Here is a 23,291-nt window from a genome sequence, read left to right on the forward strand (position 1 = left end):
CCGTTACCCCGCATAGACGCGTGGGCGCCATGCAACCAGAAGCTCGTCCCTGATTAAATTTTTATGTCTGGATACATCAGTAGGGCAGCGCGCGCCATTCAGGCGATGAACACCAGCCCGCCGGGCCCGTGCCGCAGCGTCGCGCCCAGCAGACGTTCTATCTGGACCAGCGCGACGTCGATGTCGCCGATGGGGAACCGCCCGCTCAGCCGGCGCTCGGACAGTGCGTCATTGACCAGCACCACCCGGCCGGGGCGGTAGCGGTTGATCTCATCGACGGCCTGGGGCAACGGCAGGTCATCGATCACCACGACGCCGTCGCGCCACGAAGCGGCCGCCAGCGGGTCGGCGACCGTCACGACGTCTTGCAGGCCCTGGTCGTCGTAGGCCACTTGCTGTCCTGTCCGCAGCGCGACCCGTTGACTGCCATGCAGGACGTCGGCCTGTCCGTCCAGGCAGGTGATCAGGACGCTTCCGCCCAGCCGCCGCACGCCCAGGCTGGCCACTCCGGCCCGGACGCTGCCGGCGCCCGCCTGGATCTGCAGCTGCCGATCCACGTGCGTGCACTCGAACGTTGCCTCGCCTTCGAGCAATTCAACGCGCTGCTGGCCTGCCTCGAGCCAGGCCGACAGGCTGGTGCGCGTGTTCATGACGACGCGCACGTCGCCGGCCAGTGCCACGCGGCGCTGCTCGCCCACGGCAGTGCGGTAGTCCGCGCCCCATTCGCGCATCGACGGCCACAGCGCGAGCGGCGGAAACGCCGCCAGCGCGGCCGCCGAGGCGGCGCCGGCCGCCAATCCCGCGCCCAGGATCATCCGGCGCCGCGAACGAACCGGTTGGCCGGCGGGCCGCCGCTCGCGCCAGGTGCGCCCCAGATCGCCCAGGTCGCGCCAAGTGCGGCGCGCCTGGTTCCAGGCTGCCCGATGCTCGGCGCTGGCATCGCGCCATTGTTCGAACTTCCTGACGTCGCGGCCAGTGGCCTGGCCGGAAGTCAGGTGGCGCAGCCATTCGCGCGCCTGCCGCTCGAGAATGGGATCGGACATCACGCACCGCTCCTGTCCAGCCGTTCGGCGCAGTAGTCGTGGGCGCGGCGCAATTCGGCTTCGATGGCGCGTTGTGAAATGCCGTACTGCCTGGACAACTCTTTGCGCGTAACGCCGTCGATACGGATGGCGAGGAATATCTGCCGCCGGCGCTCAGGCAACTCGTCGAGGACGCGCAGCAGCTGCTGCAGTTCGATCTGCGACTCGAGACTATGGCGCGGCCCGAGATCGGGATCGTCGAGTTGCAGCAGGTCGTCGATTTCCGACGCAGAAACCAGCCGCGTGTCCTTGCGCCAGCGGTCGACCGCCACGTTGACAGCCATACGCAACACGAAGGCCTGCGGATTCTCGACGGGCTGGAATTCGTCGCGCCCGTTCAGCCGCAGCCAGGTATCGTGCAGCGCGTCGCCGGCACGCTCTTCGCTGCCCAGCTGATAGGCAAGGCGGCGCTTGAGAGAGTCATAGCGATCGATCAGGAAATTGCGCAGGTCGGCCAGCGTGTACGTGCTCATCGTTCTTGCCTGGTCAGTCCAGCCGCGCCACGCAGTCGCCCGTGGCGGCGCGATCCCGGGGCTCGACCAGGACCGTCATGGGCTGCCGCAAGCCGGATGGCGGCCGTGCCCCCACGCTGAAACCACGCAGCCGGGCGACGATCTTCTGGTCGCGGCCCTGGTCGCCGGTAGAGCCGACCAGCTCGAACTGCTGCATCACGCCGGCGCCGTCCAGCCAGAAACGCATGCCGACGCGATACGCACCGGGCACGGTGGCGGGGTCGCCGCACAACGCCTGCTCTATCCCGGCTTGCAGCAGACCGTAGTACCGCTCTTTCGCCGATGGAAGCCGATCGGCCTTGCGTGATGGCGCGCCCACCACCGACAGCACGAACGCGTGCGCATTGACGTAGTCCGCACGCACACCTGTGCCTTCGATCAGGCGATGCAGCGCGGCGTCCGGCGTGTACCGGCCGACGACCGGCGATGACAGGCGCCCGGCCAGGGCGCGGGTTTCGTACAGCAAGGCCCGCCCGGTGTGAATGCCATACTGCTCCAGGGCCGCCTGCAGCGATTGCCGGGGTATGTCGAAGTCCAGCGGGGCTGAGGCTTGCGTGTCCGCATGAGCATCGGAGGCCATAGCGACGCAGAGCATGGCGCACGACATGACGGCCACCATGAACCCAGCCACGATGCGCGGCTGGTGTCGGTACCATGTGCGGTTCATCGGGTCGAAAGACGGGTCCCGGTCAGGGGGCGCAGCGCGGTGCGCGCAGCCCCAAGAGCGTGGAAAGGAAGCCAGTCTAGGCAGGCAATTTGACCGAGTCGTGACACATCACTGAAACAGGATGGCCGGCTCGGCTGCAAAGAAAAACGGCGGCCCCACCTCTCGGTAGGGCCGCCGTCCGGGAGACGCGCGACGCGCGTCCCCGTGCATCAGGCGAATGCCTTATTGCAGCGCGATTTCCACGTCCACGCCGGCCGGCAGGTCCAGGCGCATCAGCGCGTCGACCGTCTTGTCGGTGGGATCGACGATGTCCATCAGGCGCTGGTGAGTGCGGATCTCGAACTGGTCGCGCGAGGTCTTGTTCACGTGCGGCGAACGCAGAACGTCGTAGCGGCGGATGCGGGTGGGCAGCGGCACGGGGCCACGGACCACGGCGCCGGTGCGCTTGGCGGTGTCGACGATCTCGGCGGCGGATTGATCGATCAGCTTGTAATCGAAAGCCTTCAAGCGGATACGGATCTTCTGGTTTTTCATTGCATTTCCTAAAGAACGAGAGGCGAAGGCGGATCAGCCGCCTTCGCGACGAGGCATCGCTGGATTAGGCGATGATCTTGGCGACGACGCCGGCGCCGACGGTGCGGCCGCCTTCACGGATGGCGAAGCGCAGGCCTTCTTCCATGGCGATCGGGGCCAGCAGCTTGACGGTCATCGTCACGTTGTCGCCCGGCAGCACCATTTCCTTGTCCTTGGGCAGGTCGATCGTGCCCGTCACGTCCGTCGTACGGAAGTAGAACTGCGGACGATAGCCGTTGAAGAACGGCGTGTGGCGGCCGCCCTCTTCCTTCGACAGGATGTACACCTCGGCGGTGAACTCCGTGTGCGGCGTGATCGAACCCGGCTTGGCCAGCACTTGGCCGCGCTCGACGTCTTCGCGCTTGGTGCCGCGCAGCAGAATGCCCACGTTGTCGCCCGCCTGACCTTGGTCCAGCAGCTTGCGGAACATTTCCACGCCCGTGCACGTCGTCTTCACCGTCGGCTTGATGCCCACGATTTCGATTTCTTCGCCCACCTTCACGATGCCGCGCTCGATACGGCCCGTCACCACCGTGCCCCGACCCGAGATCGAGAACACGTCTTCCACCGGCATCAGGAACGCACCGTCGACCGCGCGCTCCGGCGTCGGGATGTACGTGTCCAGCGCTTGCGCCAGCGCCATGATCGCCTGCTCGCCCAGCTCGCCCTTGTCGCCTTCCAGCGCCAGCTTGGCCGAACCCTTCACGATCGGCGTGTCGTCGCCCGGAAAGTCGTACTTCGACAGCAGTTCGCGAACTTCCATTTCCACCAGCTCGAGCAGCTCGGCGTCGTCCACCATGTCGGCCTTGTTCAGGAACACGATGATGTACGGCACGCCAACCTGGCGGCTCAGCAGAATGTGCTCGCGCGTCTGCGGCATCGGGCCGTCAGCGGCCGACACCACCAGAATCGCGCCGTCCATCTGCGCCGCGCCCGTGATCATGTTCTTCACGTAGTCAGCGTGGCCCGGGCAGTCAACGTGCGCGTAGTGACGGCTCTCCGTCTCGTATTCCACGTGCGCCGTGTTGATCGTGATGCCGCGCGCCTTTTCTTCCGGCGCCGCGTCGATCTGGTCGTAGCCCTTGGCTTCGCCGCCAAACTTCGTCGACAGAACCGTCGTGATCGCCGCCGTCAACGTCGTTTTGCCGTGGTCAACGTGACCAATCGTACCCACGTTCACGTGCGGCTTGGTACGTTCAAACTTGCCTTTTGCCATGATCTATATCCTTCTGGATTGCAAGGAGACTTTGGATATTTGGGGGTGCCGCGTCCTTCGCATGAAGAACGCGGCGGTTTCTTACTTGGCCCGAGCGGCGATGACTTCGTCAGCGACGTTCTTGGGCGCTTCGGCGTAATGCTTGAATTCCATCGTGTACGTCGCACGACCTTGGGTCAGCGAGCGCAGGTTGGTGGCGTAGCCGAACATCTCGGCCAGGGGAACCTCGGCCTTGATGGTCTTGCCGCCGCCCACGATGTCGTCCATGCCTTGCACCATGCCGCGCCGCGAGGACAGGTCGCCCATCACGGTACCGGCGTAGTCTTCCGGCGTTTCGACTTCAACGGCCATCATGGGCTCGAGCAGCACGGGGCTGGCCTTGCGCATGCCGTCCTTGAAGGCCATCGAGGCCGCCATCTTGAACGCGTTTTCGTTCGAGTCCACGTCGTGGTACGAACCGAAGAACAGCGTGGCCTTCACGTCCACCACCGGGTAGCCGGCCAGGATGCCCGCGGGCAGGGTTTCCTGGATGCCCTTGTCCACGGCGGGGATGTACTCGCGAGGCACCACGCCGCCCTTGATGGCGTCGACGAATTCGTAGCCGCCGCCGGGGGGCAGGGGCTCGAGCTTCAGCACGACGTGACCGTACTGGCCGCGACCGCCCGACTGCTTGACGAACTTGCCTTCGATTTCCTCGCAGGTCTTGCGGATGGTTTCGCGGTAGGCCACCTGGGGCTTGCCGACGTTGGCTTCCACGCCGAATTCGCGCTTCATGCGGTCGACGATGATTTCCAGGTGCAGCTCGCCCATGCCCGAGATGATGGTCTGGCCGGATTCTTCGTCGCTGCGCACGCGGAACGACGGATCTTCCTGCGCCAGGCGCGACAGCGCCAGGCCCATCTTTTCCTGGTCGGCCTTCGACTTGGGTTCGACGGCCTGCGAGATCACGGGCTCGGGGAACTCCATGCGCTCCAGCGTGACCGGCGAGTCGATGTCGCACAGCGTTTCGCCGGTGATGACTTCCTTCAGGCCCACGACGGCGGCGATGTCGCCCGCCAGAACTTCCTTGATTTCCTCGCGGTTGTTCGCGTGCATCTGCAGGATGCGGCCGATACGTTCCTTCTTGCCCTTGATGGGGTTCAGGACCGTGTCGCCGGACTTCAGGGTGCCCGAGTACACGCGCACGAAGGTCAGCTGGCCCACGAACGGGTCGCTCATCAGCTTGAACGCCAGCGCCGAGAACTTCTCGTTGTCGTCGGCCTTGCGGGTGACTTCCTTGCCGTCATCGTCGGTGCCTTCGACCGGCGGGATGTCGATCGGCGAGGGCAGGTAGTCGATGACCGCGTCGAGCATGCGCTGCACGCCCTTGTTCTTGAAGGCGGTGCCGCACAGCATCGGCTGGATTTCGCCGGCGATGGTGCGCTGGCGGATGGCCGTGTTGATCTCGGCCTCTTCCAGTTCGCCGGTCTCGAGGTACTTGTTCATCAGTTCCTCGGACGACTCGGCGGCGGCCTCGACCAGCTTTTCACGCCATTCGGCGGCAACGCCTTCGAGTTCGGCCGGGATGTCGGCGTAGTCGAACTTGGTGCCCTGGCTGGCTTCGTCCCACAGGATCGCCTTCATCTTGACCAGGTCGACCACGCCGGCGAACGTGTCTTCGGCGCCGATCGGGATCACGATGGGCACGGGGTTGGCGCGCAGGCGCGTCTTCAGCTGGTCATAGACCTTGAAGAAGTTGGCGCCGGTGCGGTCCATCTTGTTGACGAAGGCCAGGCGGGGCACGCCGTACTTGTTGGCCTGGCGCCATACGGTTTCGGACTGCGGCTGCACGCCGCCCACCGCGCAGTACACCATGCAGGCGCCGTCGAGCACGCGCATGGAACGTTCCACCTCGATGGTGAAGTCCACGTGTCCCGGGGTGTCGATGATGTTGATGCGGTGTTCGGGGTAGTTGCCGCCCATGCCGCGCCAAAACGCCGTCGTCGCTGCCGACGTGATGGTGATGCCGCGCTCTTGCTCTTGCTCCATCCAGTCCATGGTGGCTGCGCCATCGTGGACTTCGCCAATCTTGTGATTGACGCCGGTGTAGAACAGGATGCGTTCGGTAGTGGTGGTCTTCCCTGCATCGATATGCGCAGAGATACCAATGTTGCGATAGCGCTCGATCGGGGTTTTGCGGGCCATGGTGGGTTAATCCAGTTAAATTACCAGCGGAAATGGCTGAAGGCCTTGTTGGCCTCTGCCATCTTGTGCGTGTCTTCGCGCTTCTTCATCGCGGCGCCACGCCCTTCGGATGCGTCGATCAGTTCACCGGCCAGACGCAGATCCATCGACTTCTCGCCGCGCTTCTTCGCGGCTTCGCGCAGCCAGCGCATGGCCAGGGCCAGGCGGCGCACGGGGCGCACTTCGACCGGCACCTGGTAGTTTGCCCCGCCCACGCGACGGCTCTTGACCTCGACGATGGGCTTGATGTTGTTGATTGCCAGAGAGAAGACTTCCAGTGGCTCTTTGCCAGTCTTGCTCTGGATCTGGTCGAGGGCACCGTAGACGATGCGCTCGGCGACGGCCTTCTTGCCGTCCAACATGACGACGTTCATGAACTTGGCGAGTTCGACGCTGCCGAACTTGGGATCGGGCAGGATCTCGCGCTTGGGGACTTCGCGACGACGGGGCATTTCTTGCTTCCTTGTGTCTGTTCAGTTGAACCGTGTTTCATTACACGGCCATGGCCGCCCATTTGGACGACCCCTTACATTCCGCACCGCCCGGCATCGGGCCGGTACGTCTGCACTTGCTTCGGACAACGGCGAACCGCTGCCTGGGGTACTGCTTGCCTGCTACGGCTATCAGGCCTTCTTCGGACGCTTGGCGCCGTACTTCGAACGGGCCTGCTTACGGTCCTTGACGCCTTGCAGGTCGAGGGAGCCGCGCACGATGTGATAACGCACACCCGGCAGGTCCTTCACACGGCCGCCGCGCACCAGCACCACCGAGTGTTCCTGCAGGTTGTGGCCTTCACCGCCGATGTACGAAATGACTTCGTACCCGTTGGTCAGGCGCACCTTGGCGACCTTGCGCAGAGCCGAGTTCGGCTTCTTGGGAGTGGTGGTGTAGACGCGCGTGCAGACGCCACGGCGCTGCGGGCAGTTTTCGAGCGCGGGGCTCTTGCTCTTGATGATGCTGACTTCGCGCGGCTTGCGCACGAGCTGGCTGATGGTAGGCATGACCTTTGAAATCCCTTTTACGTACCACTGGAAGTACTTTGAGTACTGGCGACCCCCCGACGCCGGATGCCGTGGCGCCTGGCGGAGGCAGTTCACGCTACGCGCATAAAACCGCCTCGAACGTCGCATACGTAAAAGAGCGGGCCTTGCGGGTTTTGCATGAACTATCTTGCACAACAAGCATGACTATCATCTGCGCGCCTGCCGTCGATTCCCGTCCCGGTTGTGCGGCCGGGGAGTTCTTCGGGGCAGGTGTGGTGCGCGAGAGACTGGAAAGTCTCGTCGCAGGCCGGGTATCGCGGAGGGCCCGCGCCATAGCCTTTTCGCGCAGATGAAGTAGCGAGCCCGAGAGGTTAGCCCAAAAGCGCCGGATTGTCAAAGTTGCTATGCAGCAACGCGACGGGCGCACGCCTTGGGAGATGTGCGAATGAGATACGCGGATGAAATACGCGGACGAGATGCCCGGACGATCAGGGATTGGCGAACAGGTATCCGCTGCCGTACACCGTTCGGATCGGCAGGGCCACGCCGGCCAGTTCGGCCTTGCGGCGCAGGCGGCTGATGATGACGTCGATGCTGCGCGCGCCCGTGGTGCGCCCGGCGTCGCCGTCGCTGGCCAGTTGCGCAGCCAGTTCGGTGCGGCCGATGGAACGCCCGGACAGGTCCAGCAGGGCGCGGACGATCAGGCGTTCATTGGCCGACAGCGACAGTTGCACGCCGGACGGCGCGGCGAGCGTCCAGTCCTGGTCGCGCAGTTCCCAGCGTCCGGTATCGGTGGGCACCCCCGGACCGACCACGTCGCTGACCGCGGGCAGCAGCCGGCGCGCCAGGGCGATCGCCAGGCAGGCAAGCTCGCGTTCGTCCACCGGATCGGGCAGACAGGCGTCCGCGCCGCTCTGCAGGCAGCGCAGGCGAGCTTCCAGGTTCAACTGGGGCCCCACGACGATGACGCCCAGGTCCGCGGCGCTGCGCAGGCGGGCGATCACGGCGTAGCCCAGCTCGCCGAGTTCGCTCAGGTCCAGCGCCACGATGTGGCAGTCCGTCTCGTCCAGCAGGCCGAACAGCTCGAGCGGCGTGGCGCAGCCTCGCGCGACGACGCCGGCACGGCCCAGGGCGGCAAGCGAGCGCTGCCGATAGTCGCCGTCGGGCGACATGATCAGAATGGTGAGGTGCTTCATTTTGATCTCGCTGTGCCCGCTCGATGCCACGGAGGGGCAACGCGGGTCCGATACAACGCAAGTGATACAGTGTGGCGGGTCATTGCGTGATACATCCAGTCAAGATCCGTCAATTTTGCAATGATTGACAGTTGTATCGGATGCGCCGCTTTGTAACGGGGAGCCTGCGGTATCATCGTCCGGACAAACGGTCGGACCCTCTTTTCGGGCCCGCGCCTCCTTCGTCCACAACGAAAGCCAAGAACCGATGAAGATCGCGTCGCTAGAGGACGATCTCGACCAGGCCCGCCACATCCGGCAGACCCTCACGGGCGCCGGGTACGAGTGCGACAGTTTCCAGCTCAGCGTCGATCTGCTGGCTGCCATGCGCGCCAACGAATACGACCTCGTCCTGCTGGACTGGCAGTTGCCCGACATGGACGGCGACGAAGTGCTGCGCCAGCTGCGCGCCAATTTCGGCTACGCGGTGCCCGTGATCTTCGTCACCAGCCGCAATCAAGAGGAAGACCTGGTGCGCGGCCTGCAGGCCGGCGCCGATGACTATATCGCCAAGCCGCTGCGCCAGGCCGAACTGCTGGCGCGGGTCGCCGCGCTGCTCAGACGAGCCCAGCCCGCGCCTTCCGCGCACGCCCCCTTCACCGTGGCGGCTTACCGCATCGAGCCCGGCGAGCGCAGCATCCTGCTGCAGGGCCATAAGGCGCCGCTGGCGCCCAAGGAATTCGAGCTGGCGCTGCTGTTCTTTCGCAACGTGGGGCGCCTGCTGTCGCGCGACCTGCTCGCCGAAAGCGTCTGGAATCGCGAGATCCCCGCCACCTCGCGCACGCTGGATACGCACTTGTCCAACATCCGCCAGAAGCTGCAGCTCAGGCCGCAGCACGGCGTACGCCTGACTTCCTCATACGCATTGGGGTACCGCCTCGACCTGGTCCCTCCGGAAGAAGCGGGCACCGCTCACGGCGCATAAGCCCGTGCGCCGGACCGGTTCCTATTCGGCCATCCTTCTCGTAGGGTTGTTGACGCTCATCGCGGCCCTGCTGGGCTCGATGAACGGCATGGGGCGCTTCGACCAGGCCTTCTACGACCGCGCCGTCGTGGCGGCCGAAAGGCCCGCTTCCCAGGACATCCTGCTGGTCACGATCGACGCGCCCACGATCGAATCGCTGGGCCGCGGCCCCTTGAACCCCGCCGTCCATGCCGCACTGCTCGAGCGGCTGGGCGGTGCCCGCGCCGTGGCACTGGATTTCGACTTCAGCGCCCCCGACGGCGCCGCGCCGGACAGCGATGCGGTCCTGGCGCGGGCGATCCGTCAGCACGGCCGGGTGGTCCTGCCCGCGATGCTGAGTCCCCTGCCCCGGCCCACCTCGGTCCAGCCGCCGGTCGCGCGGTTGGGCGAAGCCGCGGCGGCGCTGGGGTTCGCCAACGTCGTACCGGATGCCGATGGCGTCGTGCGCCATGCGACCTGGCGCGCCGCCTTGCGCGATGGTGTGTGGCCGCACATGGCGCTGGCCATGCTCGAGGCGGGAGGCGAAGGCGACCGGGCGCGGCGGCTGGTGTCGCGCCTGGATGCGTCGGGCGTCGGCGGCATACCGTACGCGGGGCCGCCCGGCCATCTGCGCACCGTCTCTTATCTGCAGTTGCTGCAGGGCCGCGTGCCGGCCGACTGGATACAGGACAGGTACGCGCTGGTGGGCAACGGCAGCGAAGTCGGGGAGGCATACCGCACCCCGGGCGCGCTGCCCGCGCGCGGCATGTCGGGGGTGGAGATACTGGGCAACATGATCCAGGCCGCGCGCGACGACATCGTGATCCGCCCGGCGCCCAACTGGCTGAACGCGCTGGCCTGTGCGCTGCCGGTGCTGCTGCTGTGCCTGGCCTTGCGCTACCTGCCGCCGCGCGGCGCACTGCTGCTCACGGGCGTGATGTTCGTCGCCGTACTGGCCGGCGCATTCCTCGCGCTGCGCTACGTGCAGCTGTGGTTCGCGCCGTCCGCGGCATTGCTGGGGCTGGCCCTGAGCTATCCGCTATGGAGCTGGCGCGGCCAGGAGACCGTGCTGCGCTACATGGATCATGAACTGAAGCGGCTGCGACGCGAGTATCCCCCCATCCTGGGCGAGGCCCGCTCGCCGGCGCTGGGTACCAACTGGTCGGTGGAAGACCGCCTCGATCAGCTGCGCCAGGCGCTGACGCGCGTGCGCAACCTGCGCCGCTTTCTCGCCGACAGCCTGGACGGCATTCCCGACGTCACGCTGGTATTCGACGCCGGCGGACGATTGCAGTTCTGCAACCGCGCGGCGTTGGACTACTTCCGGGGCCTGGGCGTGCGCGCGCCGCGCAACGGCCAGCCGGCCGCGTGGCTGATGGAGAAGATCGTCGCCGACGCGGACGCCCGCGCCGACATCAACCGCGCGCTGCACGAACTGCGGCCCGACGAGCGCGAGGCGCCGTGGAGCCTGGACCTGGAAGTGCTGGACTACACCGGCCGCAACTTCATCGTGAAGTGCGCGCCCATCCGCACCGACGAAGGCACCTACGCCGGCAGCGTGGTGACGCTGAACGACATCACCGCCATCCGCCAGGCCGAGCGCAAGCGCGAGGAGACCCTGCGCTTCGTGTCGCACGACATGCGGGCGCCGCAGAATTCCATCCTGGCGCTGGTCGATCTGAATCGCGGTCGGCAGCAGGACGCCGGCGCCCAGCACGAGGCCTGGACGCGCATCGGCCAGCTGGCGAACCGCACCCTGCGGCTGGTGGACGATTTCGTGCAGCTGACCCGCGCCGAGTCGCTGCACATCGGCCAGGCCCGGGTAGACCTGACGGCGCTGCTGCTAGATGCCATGGACGACGTATGGGCGCTGGCCCAGGCGCGCGGCATCACGCTGGAGGCTCCCCGGGAATTGCCCCAGGCCTTCGTGCGCGGCGACCATGCGCTGCTGCGGCGGGCGCTGACCAACCTGTTGGACAACGCGATCAAGTACACGGCGGCGGGCGGCCACGTGCGCGCAACGCTGGAGGAGGAAGCCGGCAGCTGGTCCGTGTCCATCGTCGACGACGGCGTGGGCATCGCGGCCGCCGACCTGCCGCATCTCTTCCAGGCGTTTTCACGCGTGGGCCCCACGGCCCGAGCGGACAGCGGCGCGGGCCTGGGCCTGGCGTTCGTGCACACGGTGGCCTCGCGCCACGGCGGCGCCGTCCGGGTGGACAGCCGGCCCGGCAGGGGATCGACCTTCACCCTCGGTCTGCCCGCGGATCTGGCGGAAGACGACGAGACCGGCGACTGACGCCGATTCGCCACGTCGGTCGGCCGCGTTCAGTCGAAGCTGTGCGACAGCACGGTCGGGCGCCCTTCGCGCACCGTCAGGGTGCCGCGGTACGGCGGCAGGTTGGCGTTGCGCACCACCACGCTGTACTGGCCCGGCGGCAGGCGGATTTCCTTCAGCGGCGGACTGACGCCGCGGCGCACGCCGTTGATCCATACCTCGCCCCACGGCTGCACATTGACGCGCACGCGCACCCACGGGACGGGCGAGGTGATGGGCGGCGGCGTCTCGGCCTCGGGTTTTTCCTCGGCGGCGTCGGGCTGCGTCCCCGCCGGCGCGGGCTCGGTGGGCGCGGCCTCGGCGGCTGCGGGCGCGGTCTCGACGGCCAGTGCGCGAGCCGACAAGGTAGCCAGGCCCGGCGGTTCTGGCGGTTCGGCCGGGTCTTCGTCGTAGTCCGGCTCCGAGCCCACCGGAGCGACCGAGCCATTGCGTGCCGCGCGGGATCCTTCGCCCGCCTGCGGACTGCCCGGCGGCGCCACCTCGGACCGCGTGATGACGCTGCTGCTGGGCGGCGCGGCCAGGCGGTTCCACCAGTAGGCGCCCACCCCCGCGCCCACCGCGATCAGCAACAGGGCCAGCAGCAGGGTGCGCAGCCCCGGGCGGGCCGGTTCGGAATGCACCATGGGCGGCTGGACGGGCGGCGGCGGAGGCGGCAAGGGTTCGGCTGCCGCGGCCACCATCGCGACGGGGATCTCGAGCTGCTGGGTGAATTCTTCGAGCGTCTGCGGGCGATTGCGCGGATCCACTGACAAGCCGACGTCGAGTCCGCGCAGGAAGGCCGGGTCGTACTTGGACAGATCGCGGTCGGCCAGCGGCCGGTAGGCATCTTCACCGACGCGTTCGGAGGCCGGCGGCGGCCGCATGCCGGTGACCAGCGAGTGCGCCACGGCGCTCAGCGCATAGATGTCGGTCCAGGGTCCGCGCGGCCACTGCGGGCCGGTGTGGTACAGCTCCGGCGGCGCATAGCCGGGCTCCGGCATGCCGGCGAGCGGCTCTCCTCCATAAGGAGGGCCACCGAGATTCATCAGGTGCGCGCGGCCGGTCTCGTCCAGCCCGACCGAATGCACGCTGATGTCGGCACGGATCAGCCCCTGGTCGTGCAGCGCCTGCAGCGGCGACACTAGTTCGGCCAGCACGCGCTTGATGCGCGCCTGCGGCACCCCGCCGGCCGTGGTGGCCGCGATGGCGCTGAGCGGACGATAGGCCAGCGGTGCGGCACCCGCGAAAGGATTACGCTGCGTGGAGTAACCAGAAGCGGACATGGAGGTGGATATCTGGCGACAGGGACCGCGCCGGCCGCTGTACGGCGCGCCGCGGGCAGGCATAACGGATATTATCCATGCGGGCATCCGAGCCGACTGGATGCACCACGAGCCGGCAAGGATATACCAACCTCGTCCCACCCTTCCACTCGCGCAAGCAACACCGAAAACATGAAGATACGTATATTGCTGTTGTATCTGGTTGTGGTGGGCCTGGCGGGCTGCGCCGGCCCGACCACGTCCGTCCCGCCTGAATCGCCGCCCACGCCCGCCGCGCTCGAGGCCCTGCAGAAAGTCCGCGCGCAATACGCCGAGGGCAGCTACGGCGAGGTCATCCGGCGCGTTGCCACCTCGGATGAACTGGCGGCGTCATCGCGCGCCGTGCGCATCGAGGCCTACAAGCTGCAGGCCTTCAGCTACTGCGTCAGCAACTACGCCCAGTTGTGCGAGGACGCCTTCGTGCGCATCCTGCGCATCGATCCCGCCTACACGCTCGCGCCCAACGAGGCGGGCCATCCCACCTGGGGTCCGGTGTTTCGCAACGCCCAACGCAAGGCGGCCGCGAATCCCTGAAGCCGTCCCGCGGTACGCCGCGGCTTGCGCGCGTGCCGGACCAGAAAGTGAAAAGGCCGCCGATGCATGCATCGGCGGCCTTTTTGCGTACGGCCCGAAAAGGGCCGTAAACGGGCGGGACGGGCCCGCCGGAAGGTTTACTCGGCGTCGCCCGGAGTGGCGTCGGACGACGGCGCCTCGGGCTCGGAACCCACGGTGACCGGCGCTTCCTCGAACGGGTTGGCCAGCTGGCGGGCGGCCTCGCGTTCGGCGGCTTCCACCACTTCCTTGTCCTTGCGGGCAAGGTGGTAGGCCAGGCCGGTACCGGCCGGGATCAGGCGGCCGACGATGACGTTTTCCTTCAGGCCACGCAGGTCGTCGCGCTTGCCCATGATGGCGGCTTCGGTCAGGACGCGAGTGGTTTCCTGGAACGAGGCGGCCGAGATGAACGAGTCGGTCGACAGCGAGGCCTTGGTGATGCCCAGCAGCACGTTCTCGTAGATCGCCGGGCGCTTGTCCTCGGCGGTGACGCGATCGTTCTCGTTGAGCAGTTCCGAACGCTCGACCTGCTCGCCGGGGATGAACGACGTGTCGCCCGGATCGACGATGTTCACGCGCCGCAGCATCTGGCGCACGATCACTTCGATGTGCTTGTCGTTGATCTTCACGCCCTGCAGACGGTAGACGTCCTGCACTTCGTCGACGATGTAGGTCGCCAGCTTCTCGATGCCCTGCAGGCGCAGGATGTCGTGCGGATCGGCCGGGCCGTCGACGATCATTTCGCCCTTGTTCACCACCTGGCCGTCGTGCACCAGCACCTGCTTTTCCTTCGGAATCAGGAACTCGTGGCTCACGCCTTCCAGGTCGGTGATGACCAGGCGCTGCTTGCCCTTGGTGTCCTTGCCGAACGAGACCGTGCCGGTGACTTCGGCCAGCATGCCGGCGTCCTTGGGCGAACGGGCTTCGAACAGCTCGGCCACGCGCGGCAGACCGCCCGTGATGTCGCGGGTCTTCTGCGATTCCTGCGGGATACGCGCCAGGACCTCGCCCACCGCCACCTGCTGGCCGTCGCGAACCGTGATCAGCGCGCCCACCGGGAACGAGATGTTCACCGAGTGATCGGTGCCGGCGATCTTGACGTCTTCGCCGACTTCGTTGACCAGCTTGATCTGCGGACGCATGGCGGTCTTGCCGCCGCGCGTCTTGGGCGTGATGACCACCAGGGTCGACAGGCCGGTGACCTCGTCGACCTGCTTGGCCACGGTGACGCCCTCTTCGATGTTCTCGAAGCGCACCGCACCGGCGTATTCCGACACGATGGGACGGGTCAGCGGGTCCCAGGTGGCCAGGCGCGCGCCGGCCTTCACGGCCTCGCCATCGCCCACCAGCACGGTCGCGCCGTACGGGATCTTGTGGCGTTCGCGCTCGCGGCCGTTGTCGTCGCTGATCAGGATTTCACCCGACCGCGAGATGGCCACGCGTTCGCCCTTGGCGTTGGTGACGTAGCGCATCGTGCTGGCGAAGCCCACGGTACCGCTGGACTTCGTTTCCACCGCGCTGGCCAGGGCCGAACGCGACGCGGCGCCGCCGATGTGGAACGTACGCATCGTCAGCTGCGTGCCCGGTTCGCCGATCGACTGGGCGGCGATGACGCCAACCGCTTCGCCGACGTTGACGTGCACGCCGCGGCCCAGGTCGCGGCCGTAGCAGTGCGAGCACAGGCCATGACGCGTTTCGCAGGTCAGCGGCGTGCGGACCTTCACTTCGTCGATGCCCAGGCGGTCGATGGAGTCGACCAGGTCTTCGTCCAGCAGGGTGCCGGCCACGATGGCGGTTTCCTGCGTGTCCGGGTTGACGATGTCGATCGCGGCGACGCGGCCCAGGATGCGGTCGCGCAGCGGTTCGATGACTTCGCCGCCCTCGACCAGCGCCTTCATCGAGTAGCCCTGCGAGGTGCCGCAGTCGTCCTCGGTGATGACCAGGTCTTGCGTCACGTCGACCAGACGGCGCGTCAGGTAGCCCGAGTTCGCGGTCTTCAGCGCCGTATCCGCCAGGCCCTTACGGGCGCCGTGGGTCGAGATGAAGTACTGCAGAACGTTCAGGCCTTCGCGGAAGTTCGCGGTGATCGGCGTCTCGATGATCGAGCCGTCGGGCTTGGCCATCAGGCCGCGCATGCCGGCCAGCTGGCGGATCTGCGCGGCCGAACCGCGCGCGCCCGAGTCGGCCATCATGTAGATCGAGTTGAACGATTCCTGGCGCACTTCCTCGCCGTGGCGGTTCACCACGGGCTCGGTCGCCAGCTGCTCCATCATCGCCTTGCCGACCTTGTCGCCGGCCTTGCCCCAGATGTCGACCACGTTGTTGTAGCGCTCTTGCGACGTGACCAGACCCGACGAGTACTGCTTGTCGATTTCCTTCACTTCGCGGCTCGCTTCGGCCAGGATGGTTTCCTTGGCCGAGGGGATCAGCATGTCGCCCATCGCGATCGAGATGCCGCCGCGCGTGGCCAGGCGGAAGCCCGACTGCATCAGCTTGTCGGCGAAGATCACGGTGTCGCGCAGGCCGCAGCGGCGGAACGACTGGTTGATCAGGCGCGAGATTTCCTTCTTCTTCAGCGCCTTGTTCAGCACCGTGAAGGGCAGGCCCTTGGGCAGGATCTCGGACAGCAGCGCACGGCCGACCGTGGTCTCGTGGCGGCGGATCACCGGCTGCCACTCGTTCTGGTCGTCGCGCTCGAACTCGGTCAGGCGCACGGTGATGCGGCTTTGCAGCTCGACTTCACCGTTGTCATAGGCGCGCTGCACTTCGGCCACGTCGGCGAAGAAGATGCCCTCGCCCTTGCCGTTGATGCGCTCGCGCGTCGTGTAGTACAGGCCCAGCACGATGTCCTGCGACGGCACGATCGACGGTTCGCCGTTGGCCGGGAACAGCACGTTGTTCGAGGCCAGCATCAGCGTGCGGGCTTCGAGCTGGGCTTCGAGCGACAGCGGCACGTGCACGGCCATCTGGTCGCCGTCGAAGTCGGCGTTGAACGCCGCGCAGACCAGCGGGTGCAGCTGGATGGCCTTGCCTTCGATCAGCACGGGCTCGAACGCCTGGATGCCCAGACGGTGCAGCGTCGGCGCGCGGTTCAGCATGACCGGGTGTTCGCGGATCACCTCTTCGAGGATGTCCCACACCACCGGTTCCTGACTTTCCACGAGCTTCTTGGCGGCCTTGATGGTCGTGGCCAGGCCCATCATCTCGAGACGATTGAAGATGAAAGGCTTGAACAGTTCCAGCGCCATCAGCTTGGGCAGGCCGCACTGGTGCAGCTTGAGCTGCGGACCCACCACGATGACCGAACGGCCCGAGTAGTCGACGCGCTTGCCCAGCAGGTTCTGACGGAAGCGGCCGCTCTTGCCCTTGATCATGTCGGCCAGCGACTTCAGCTGGCGCTTGTTGGCGCCCGTCATGGCCTTGCCGCGACGGCCGTTGTCCAGCAGCGAGTCCACGGCTTCCTGCAGCATGCGCTTTTCGTTGCGCAGGATGATTTCAGGAGCCTTGAGCTCGAGCAGGCGCTTGAGACGGTTGTTGCGGTTGATGACGCGGCGGTACAGGTCGTTCAGGTCGGAGGTCGCGAAGCGGCCGCCGTCCAGCGGCACCAGCGGACGCAGGTCCGGCGGCAGCACGGGCAGCACTTCCATGACCATCCACTCGGCCTTGATGCCAGACTTCTGGAAGCCCTCGAGCACCTTCAGGCGCTTGGAGATCTTCTTGATCTTGGCTTCGGAACTGGTGGCCTTGAGCTCGGCGCGCAGCGTCTCGACTTCGCGGTCGATGTCGATGGTGCGCAGCAGTTCGCGCACGGCTTCGGCGCCCATCAGGGCACGGAAGTCGTCGCCGTACTCTTCGGTCTTGGCCAGGAAGTCGTCATCGGACATGATCTGGCCGCGCTTGAGCGGCGTCATGCCGGGCTCGATCACGCACCAGGCTTCGAAGTACAGCACGCGCTCGATGTCGCGCAGTGTCATGTCGAGCACCATGCCCAGGCGCGACGGCAGGCTCTTCAGGAACCAGATGTGCGCAACGGGGCTGGCCAGCTCGATGTGGCCCATGCGCTCGCGGCGCACCTTGGCCACGGTGACTTCCACGCCGCACTTCTCGCAGATGACGCCGCGGTGCTTCAGGCGCTTGTACTTGCCGCACAGGCACTCGTAGTCCTTGATGGGCCCGAAGATCTTGGCGCAGAACAGGCCGTCGCGCTCGGGCTTGAAGGTACGGTAGTTGATCGTCTCGGGCTTGCGGACTTCGCCGAAAGACCACGAACGGATCTTCTCAGGCGAGGCGATGCCGATCTTGATGGCATCGAACTGCTCGTCTTGAGAGACTTGCTTGAAGAGGTCGAGTAGCGCTTTCATCAGTTACGCTCCAAATCCATGTCCAGGGCCAGCGAGCGGATTTCCTTGACCAGCACGTTGAACGATTCCGGCATGCCGGCATCGATGACGTGATCGCCCTTGACGATGTTTTCGTAAACCTTGGTACGGCCGGTGATGTCGTCGGACTTCACCGTCAGCATTTCCTGCAGCGTGTACGACGCGCCATAGGCTTCCAGGGCCCACACTTCCATTTCCCCGAAACGCTGGCCGCCGAACTGCGCCTTGCCGCCCAGCGGCTGCTGGGTGACCAGCGAGTACGGGCCGGTCGAACGCGCGTGCATCTTGTCGTCGACCAGGTGGTGCAGCTTCAGGTAGTGCATGTACCCGATGGTGACCGGACGCTCGAACTGCTCGCCGGTGCGGCCGTCGAACAGCCATGCCTGCGTGCGCGAGGGCGTCAGCTGCATGCGCTTGGCCACTTCGTCGGGATAGGCCAGCTCGAGCATCTGCGTGATTTCTTCTTCGGTGGCGCCGTCGAAGACCGGCGTCGCGAAGGGCACGCCGTTCTTCAGGTTCTGCGCCATCTCGATGACTTCCTCATCGCTCAGCTCGTCGATGCGCGCGCCCATGCCGGTCGTGTTGTAGACCTTTTCGAGGTAGGCGCGGATGTTCTTCACCTGCGCCGTGCGCTCGTCGCGCAGCATGTCGGCGATGCGGTAGCCCACGCCCTTGGCCGCCCAGCCCAGGTGCACTTCCAGCACCTGGCCGACGTTCATCCGCGAGGGCACGCCCAGCGGGTTCAGCACGATGTCGGCGGGAGTGCCGTCGGCCATGTGCGGCATGTCTTCCACCGGCGTGATGCGCGACACCACGCCCTTGTTGCCGTGGCGGCCGGCCATCTTGTCGCCAGGCTGCAGGCGGCGCTTGACGGCCAGGTAGACCTTGATCATCTTCAGCACGCCCGGCGGCAGTTCGTCGCCCTGCGTGAGCTTCTTGCGCTTCTCTTCGAAGGCCAGGTCGAACTGGTGGCGCTTCTGCTCGAGCGATTCCTTGGCCTGCTCCAGCACGACGGCGTGCTGTTCATCGGCCAGGCGGATGTCGAACCACTGCCAGCGATCCAGGTCGGCCAGGTACGGCTTGGTGATGGCGGCGCCCTTGGCCAGCTTGCGCGGGCCGCCGTTGACCGTCTTGCCGACCAGCATCTTCTCGATACGGTCGAACTGGTCGTTCTCGACGATGCGCAGCTGGTCGTTGAGGTCCTGGCGATAGCGGCGCAGTTCGTCGTCGATGATGGACTGGGCGCGCTTGTCGCGCACGATGCCTTCGCGGGTGAACACCTGCACGTCGATGACGGTGCCGACCATGCCCGAGGGCACGCGCAGCGAGGTGTCCTTCACGTCGGAAGCCTTCTCGCCGAAGATGGCGCGCAGCAGCTTCTCTTCGGGGGTCAGCTGGGTCTCGCCCTTGGGCGTGACCTTGCCCACCAGCACGTCGTCGGCGCCGACTTCCGCGCCGATGTACACGATGCCCGACTCGTCCAGACGGTTGAGCTGGGTTTCGGCGAGGTTGCTGATGTCGCGCGTGATTTCCTCGGGTCCGAGCTTGGTGTCGCGCGCGACGACCGTCAGTTCCTCGATGTGGATCGAGGTGTAGCGGTCATCGGCCACGACCTTCTCGGAGATCAGGATCGAGTCCTCGAAGTTGTAGCCGTTCCAGGGCATGAACGCGATCAGCATGTTCTGGCCCAGCGCGAGCTCGCCCAGATCGGTGGACGCGCCGTCGGCCAGCACGTCGCCCTTGGCCACCACGTCGCCGCGGCGGACGATGGGACGCTGGTTGATGTTCGTGTTCTGGTTGGAACGGGTGTACTTGATGAGGTTGTAGATGTCCACGCCCACTTCGCCGGCGACGTTCTCGTCGTCGTTGACGCGGATCACCACGCGCTCGGCGTCGACGTGGTCGACCACGCCGCCGCGCAGGGCCTGCACGGTGGTGCCGGAGTCGACCGCGACGGTGCGCTCGATGCCGGTGCCGACCAGCGGCTTCTCGGGACGCAGGCAGGGCACGGCCTGGCGCTGCATGTTGGCGCCCATCAGTGCGCGGTTCGCGTCATCGTGCTCGAGGAACGGGATGAGCGAGGCCGCGACCGACACGATCTGCGACGGCGCCACGTCCATGTAGTGCACGTTGGCCGGCGAGGTCAGCATGGTTTCGCCCGCTTCGCGGCAGGCCACCAGGTCGTCGGTGAAACGGCCTTCGGCGTCGAGCGCGGCGTTGGCCTGCGCGATGACGTAGTGGCTTTCCTCGATGGCCGACAGGTAGTCGATCTGGTCGCTGACCTTGCCGTCGATGATCTTGCGATAGGGCGTTTCCAGGAAGCCGTACTCGTTCAGGCGAGCGTACAGCGCCATGGAGTTGATCAGGCCGATGTTCGGACCTTCGGGCGTCTCGATCGGGCACACGCGGCCGTAGTGCGTCGGGTGCACGTCGCGCACCTCGAAGCCGGCGCGTTCGCGCGTCAGGCCGCCCGGGCCCAGTGCGGAAACACGACGCTTGTGCGTGATTTCCGACAGCGGGTTGGTCTGGTCCATGAACTGCGACAGCTGGCTCGAACCGAAGAACTCCTTGATGGCGGCCGAGATCGGCTTGGAGTTGATCAGGTCGTGCGGCATCAGGTTTTCGGTTTCGGCCTGGCCCAGGCGTTCCTTCACGGCGCGCTCGACGCGCACCAGGCCGGCGCGGAACTGGTTCTCGGCCAGTTCGCCGACACAGCGCACGCGGCGATTGCCCAGGTGGTCGATGTCGTCGATCTGGCCACGGCCGTTGCGCAGCTCGACCAGCACCTTGATGGTCTCGAGGATGTCCTCGTTGGTCAGCGTCATGGGACCATTGGAGTCGTCGCCCCGGCCCAGACGGCTGTTGACCTTCATGCGGCCCACGCGCGACAGGTCGTAGGTTTCCTCGCTGTAGAACAGGCGCTGGAACAGGGCCTCGACGGCTTCCTCGGTGGGCGGTTCGCCGGGGCGCATCATGCGGTAGATGGCCACGCGGGCAGCGGTCTGGTCGACGGTTTCGTCGGTGCGCAGCGTCTGCGAGATGTACGGACCGCGATCCAGGTCGTTGGTGTACAGCGTCTGGATCTCGCGCACGTTCGCCGCGCGCAGCGTGGCCAGCACGCCTTCGGTGATTTCCTCGTTGGCGTGCGCGATGATCTCGCCGGTGTCGGCGTCGATCGTATTCTTGGCCAGCACGCGGCCGTACAGGAAGTCTTCCGGCACGGAGACGCGCTGGATGCCGGCATTGGCCATGTCGCGCAGGTGCTTGGCGTTGATGCGCTTGTCCTTCTCGACGATCACCTTGCCATCGCGGTCGGTGATGTCGAAGCGGGCCATCTCGCCCTTCCAGCGCTCGGGCACGAATTCCATCATGCCGCCTTCGCTCTTCAGTTCGAAGTTGTCGAAGTCGAAGAAGTGCGCCAGGATCGAATCGGGGTTCATGCCGATGGCCTTCAGCAGGATCGTCACCGGCATCTTGCGGCGGCGGTCGACGCGGAAGAACAGCACGTCCTTGGGATCGAATTCGAAGTCCAGCCACGAGCCGCGGTAGGGAATCACGCGGGCCGAGAACAGCAGCTTGCCCGAGCTGTGCGTCTTGCCGCGGTCGTGCTCGAAGAACACGCCAGGCGAGCGGTGCAGCTGCGAGACGATGACGCGCTCGGTGCCGTTGATGACGAACGAACCGGTGGTCGTCATGAGCGGAATCTCGCCCATGTAGACTTCCTGTTCCTTCACTTCCTTGATGGTGGGCTTGCTGACTTCACGGTCCAGCAGCACCAGGCGGACCTTGGCGCGCAGGGGCGACGCATAGGTCAGGCCGCGTTGCTGACATTCCTTGACATCGAACACCGGTTCGCCCAGCGCGTAGCTGACGAACTCCAAGCGCGCCATCCCGTTGTGACTGACAATGGGAAAAATCGACGAGAACGCCGCCTGCAAGCCATCATCCGCTCTTTCGGCCGAGGGCGTTTCGGATTGCAGGAAAGTTAGGTAGGATTGAAGCTGAGTCGCAAGCAGGAAAGGAACGCTTTGCACGTCCTCACGCTTGGCGAAGCTTTTGCGGATGCGCTTTTTTTCGGTGTACGAGTAAGGCATGAGCACTCCGACTCGAGGTTGCATGGGCCGTCAACCACGGCCCGGGGTGATACGACTCCAGGAAGCCCCTCTGAAACCCTGACCTCAGCAGGGGCTTCCTGGAAACGCAAAAGCCCGGGGACTGCAAACTTCGCTGTCCCCGGGCAGGTACGACAAGGTCTTACTTGACTTCGACCTTGGCGCCAGCTTCTTCCAGCTTCTTCTTGGCGGCTTCGGCATCAGCCTTGGCCACGCCTTCCTTGACGGGCTTCGGAGCGCCGTCGACCAGATCCTTCGCTTCCTTCAGGCCCAGGCCCGTCAGTTCGCGAACGGCCTTGATGACGCTGACCTTGTTGGCACCGGCTTCGGCCAGGACGACCGTGAACTCGGTTTGCTCTTCAGCGGGAGCGGCAGCGCCGCCAGCGGCGGGAGCGGCCACGGCCACAGCGGCGGCAGCAGCCGACACGCCGAACTTCTCTTCCATTTCCTTGATCAGCTCGGACAGTTCGAGCACGGTCATGCCAGCGATGGCGTCAAGGATTTCAGCTTTGTTAAGTGCCATTTTCTTTAGAACTCCAAAATTGGGTAATGCCAGGTTTGGTTGTCGCTTGGTCGTTCAGCGATTTCCGGACCAGGCGCCTTAAGCGGCGGCCTTCTGGTCGCGCACGGCCGCGAGGCCACGGGCGAACTTGGTCGGAACTTCGTTGAGCGTACGCACGAATTGCGCGATCGGGGCTTGCATGGTGCCCAGCAGCTTCGAGAGCAGTTCTTCACGCGACGGCATGGTGGCCAGGGCCTTCACACCTTCGGCGTTCAGCAGGCTGTTGGGCAGCGAACCGCCCTTGACGACCAGCTTGTCATTGCTCTTTGCGAAACCAGCGATCACCTTGGCCGCCGCGACCGGGTCGGTGCTGATGCCATAGATCAGCGGACCGGTCAGTTGCTCGGACAACGGCTCGAAAGCCGTGCCGGCAACAGCACGACGGGCCAGCGAGTTCTTCAGAACACGCAGGTAAACGCCCGATTCACGCGCAGTTTTGCGCAGTACGGTGACAGAGGCGACGTCCAGACCACGGTACTCAGCGATGATGATCGATTGTGCGTTGGCCACTTGTGCCGACACTTCTTCGATCACGACCGCTTTCTCTTGGCGATTGAGACTCACGGTTTGAACACTCCATCAAAAGACGCTTGGGGCGATTTGCCTTGCACGTCAA

The 23,291-nt window shown here is 65.8% G+C and carries 17 protein-coding genes; 3 read left to right on the forward strand and 14 right to left on the reverse strand.

Going from position 1 to position 23,291, the window contains the following annotated elements:
- Positions 1-98: 98 nt before the first annotated feature.
- The 9 genes from CAL15_RS23720 to CAL15_RS23760 form a co-directional block, all read right to left on the reverse strand.
- The gene (locus tag CAL15_RS23720) at positions 99-1,043 is read right to left on the reverse strand and encodes a FecR family protein (RefSeq protein ID WP_086080753.1); all 945 of its coding nucleotides are present in this window, start codon (positions 1,041-1,043) and stop codon (positions 99-101) included.
- Positions 1,043-1,555, reverse strand: a complete 513-nt coding sequence (locus tag CAL15_RS23725) for an RNA polymerase sigma factor (protein WP_086080754.1) — start codon at positions 1,553-1,555, stop codon at positions 1,043-1,045. The genes CAL15_RS23720 and CAL15_RS23725 overlap by 1 nt, the downstream gene beginning before the upstream one ends.
- Before the next feature lie 13 nt (positions 1,556-1,568).
- Complete coding sequence (locus CAL15_RS23730; RefSeq protein ID WP_086080755.1) at positions 1,569-2,261, reverse strand: STN domain-containing protein; 693 nt, start codon at positions 2,259-2,261, stop codon at positions 1,569-1,571.
- 222 nt (positions 2,262-2,483) lie between these two features.
- Positions 2,484-2,795, reverse strand: a complete 312-nt coding sequence (rpsJ, locus tag CAL15_RS23735) for a 30S ribosomal protein S10 (RefSeq protein WP_003806903.1) — start codon at positions 2,793-2,795, stop codon at positions 2,484-2,486.
- Positions 2,796-2,859: 64 nt separating this feature from the next.
- Complete coding sequence (gene tuf, locus CAL15_RS23740) at positions 2,860-4,050, reverse strand: elongation factor Tu (RefSeq protein WP_086080756.1); 1,191 nt, start codon at positions 4,048-4,050, stop codon at positions 2,860-2,862.
- Between the two features lie 81 nt (positions 4,051-4,131).
- Positions 4,132-6,234: an elongation factor G gene (gene fusA, locus CAL15_RS23745; protein ID WP_086080757.1), complete on the reverse strand. Its 2,103-nt coding sequence runs from the start codon at positions 6,232-6,234 to the stop codon at positions 4,132-4,134.
- Between the two features lie 20 nt (positions 6,235-6,254).
- Complete coding sequence (rpsG, locus tag CAL15_RS23750; protein ID WP_086080758.1) at positions 6,255-6,725, reverse strand: 30S ribosomal protein S7; 471 nt, start codon at positions 6,723-6,725, stop codon at positions 6,255-6,257.
- Positions 6,726-6,896: 171 nt separating this feature from the next.
- Positions 6,897-7,274: a 30S ribosomal protein S12 gene (gene rpsL, locus CAL15_RS23755; protein ID WP_005017264.1), complete on the reverse strand. Its 378-nt coding sequence runs from the start codon at positions 7,272-7,274 to the stop codon at positions 6,897-6,899.
- A 470-nt stretch (positions 7,275-7,744) separates the two neighbouring features.
- On the reverse strand, positions 7,745-8,452 hold the full coding sequence (locus CAL15_RS23760) for a response regulator transcription factor (RefSeq protein ID WP_086080759.1): 708 nt from the start codon (positions 8,450-8,452) through the stop codon (positions 7,745-7,747).
- Positions 8,453-8,699: 247 nt separating this feature from the next.
- Between CAL15_RS23760 and CAL15_RS23765 the strand changes: the two genes are divergently transcribed.
- Positions 8,700-9,416, forward strand: a complete 717-nt coding sequence (locus CAL15_RS23765; protein ID WP_086080760.1) for a response regulator transcription factor — start codon at positions 8,700-8,702, stop codon at positions 9,414-9,416.
- Positions 9,417-9,495: 79 nt separating this feature from the next.
- A complete protein-coding gene (locus CAL15_RS23770; protein ID WP_086081267.1) occupies positions 9,496-11,730 on the forward strand; it encodes a CHASE2 domain-containing protein in 2,235 nt (744 codons plus the stop codon).
- 29 nt (positions 11,731-11,759) lie between these two features.
- Here CAL15_RS23770 and CAL15_RS23775 read toward each other — a convergent pair whose 3' ends face one another.
- Complete coding sequence (locus CAL15_RS23775; RefSeq protein ID WP_086081268.1) at positions 11,760-13,031, reverse strand: hypothetical protein; 1,272 nt, start codon at positions 13,029-13,031, stop codon at positions 11,760-11,762.
- Between the two features lie 171 nt (positions 13,032-13,202).
- Between CAL15_RS23775 and CAL15_RS23780 the strand changes: the two genes are divergently transcribed.
- Positions 13,203-13,604, forward strand: coding sequence for a TssQ family T6SS-associated lipoprotein (locus CAL15_RS23780; protein WP_086080761.1), 402 nt, complete (start codon positions 13,203-13,205; stop codon positions 13,602-13,604).
- A gap of 137 nt (positions 13,605-13,741) precedes the next feature.
- Here CAL15_RS23780 and rpoC read toward each other — a convergent pair whose 3' ends face one another.
- From rpoC to rplJ, 4 genes are all read right to left on the reverse strand, one after another.
- On the reverse strand, positions 13,742-17,983 hold the full coding sequence (rpoC, locus tag CAL15_RS23785; protein WP_086080762.1) for a DNA-directed RNA polymerase subunit beta': 4,242 nt from the start codon (positions 17,981-17,983) through the stop codon (positions 13,742-13,744).
- Positions 17,983-22,095: a DNA-directed RNA polymerase subunit beta gene (gene rpoB, locus CAL15_RS23790; protein ID WP_086080763.1), complete on the reverse strand. Its 4,113-nt coding sequence runs from the start codon at positions 22,093-22,095 to the stop codon at positions 17,983-17,985. Before rpoB ends, rpoC begins: the two co-directional genes overlap by 1 nt.
- A gap of 160 nt (positions 22,096-22,255) precedes the next feature.
- On the reverse strand, positions 22,256-22,636 hold the full coding sequence (gene rplL / locus CAL15_RS23795; protein WP_086080764.1) for a 50S ribosomal protein L7/L12: 381 nt from the start codon (positions 22,634-22,636) through the stop codon (positions 22,256-22,258).
- A 78-nt stretch (positions 22,637-22,714) separates the two neighbouring features.
- Positions 22,715-23,239, reverse strand: a complete 525-nt coding sequence (gene rplJ / locus CAL15_RS23800; RefSeq protein WP_086080765.1) for a 50S ribosomal protein L10 — start codon at positions 23,237-23,239, stop codon at positions 22,715-22,717.
- Positions 23,240-23,291 lie beyond the last annotated feature (52 nt).

Source organism: Bordetella genomosp. 13 (genome assembly GCF_002119665.1).
Lineage (GTDB): Bacteria > Pseudomonadota > Gammaproteobacteria > Burkholderiales > Burkholderiaceae_B > Bordetella.

Excerpts from the sequence above, each read along its gene's own strand:
- CAL15_RS23720 (WP_086080753.1), bottom strand. The coding sequence starts at position 1,043 with ATGTCCGATCCCATTCTCGAGCGGCAGGCGCGCGAATGGCTGCGCCAC.
- fusA (WP_086080757.1), bottom strand. The coding sequence starts at position 6,234 with ATGGCCCGCAAAACCCCGATCGAGCGCTATCGCAACATTGGTATCTCT.
- rpsL (WP_005017264.1), bottom strand. The coding sequence starts at position 7,274 with ATGCCTACCATCAGCCAGCTCGTGCGCAAGCCGCGCGAAGTCAGCATC.
- tuf (WP_086080756.1), bottom strand. The coding sequence starts at position 4,050 with ATGGCAAAAGGCAAGTTTGAACGTACCAAGCCGCACGTGAACGTGGGT.
- CAL15_RS23770 (WP_086081267.1), top strand. The coding sequence starts at position 9,496 with ATGAACGGCATGGGGCGCTTCGACCAGGCCTTCTACGACCGCGCCGTC.
- rpoB (WP_086080763.1), bottom strand. The coding sequence starts at position 22,095 with ATGCCTTACTCGTACACCGAAAAAAAGCGCATCCGCAAAAGCTTCGCC.
- CAL15_RS23780 (WP_086080761.1), top strand. The coding sequence starts at position 13,203 with ATGAAGATACGTATATTGCTGTTGTATCTGGTTGTGGTGGGCCTGGCG.
- CAL15_RS23760 (WP_086080759.1), bottom strand. The coding sequence starts at position 8,452 with ATGAAGCACCTCACCATTCTGATCATGTCGCCCGACGGCGACTATCGG.
- CAL15_RS23775 (WP_086081268.1), bottom strand. The coding sequence starts at position 13,031 with ATGTCCGCTTCTGGTTACTCCACGCAGCGTAATCCTTTCGCGGGTGCC.
- rpsJ (WP_003806903.1), bottom strand. The coding sequence starts at position 2,795 with ATGAAAAACCAGAAGATCCGTATCCGCTTGAAGGCTTTCGATTACAAG.
- CAL15_RS23725 (WP_086080754.1), bottom strand. The coding sequence starts at position 1,555 with ATGAGCACGTACACGCTGGCCGACCTGCGCAATTTCCTGATCGATCGC.
- rpsG (WP_086080758.1), bottom strand. The coding sequence starts at position 6,725 with ATGCCCCGTCGTCGCGAAGTCCCCAAGCGCGAGATCCTGCCCGATCCC.
- rplL (WP_086080764.1), bottom strand. The coding sequence starts at position 22,636 with ATGGCACTTAACAAAGCTGAAATCCTTGACGCCATCGCTGGCATGACC.
- CAL15_RS23765 (WP_086080760.1), top strand. The coding sequence starts at position 8,700 with ATGAAGATCGCGTCGCTAGAGGACGATCTCGACCAGGCCCGCCACATC.
- rpoC (WP_086080762.1), bottom strand. The coding sequence starts at position 17,983 with ATGAAAGCGCTACTCGACCTCTTCAAGCAAGTCTCTCAAGACGAGCAG.
- CAL15_RS23730 (WP_086080755.1), bottom strand. The coding sequence starts at position 2,261 with ATGAACCGCACATGGTACCGACACCAGCCGCGCATCGTGGCTGGGTTC.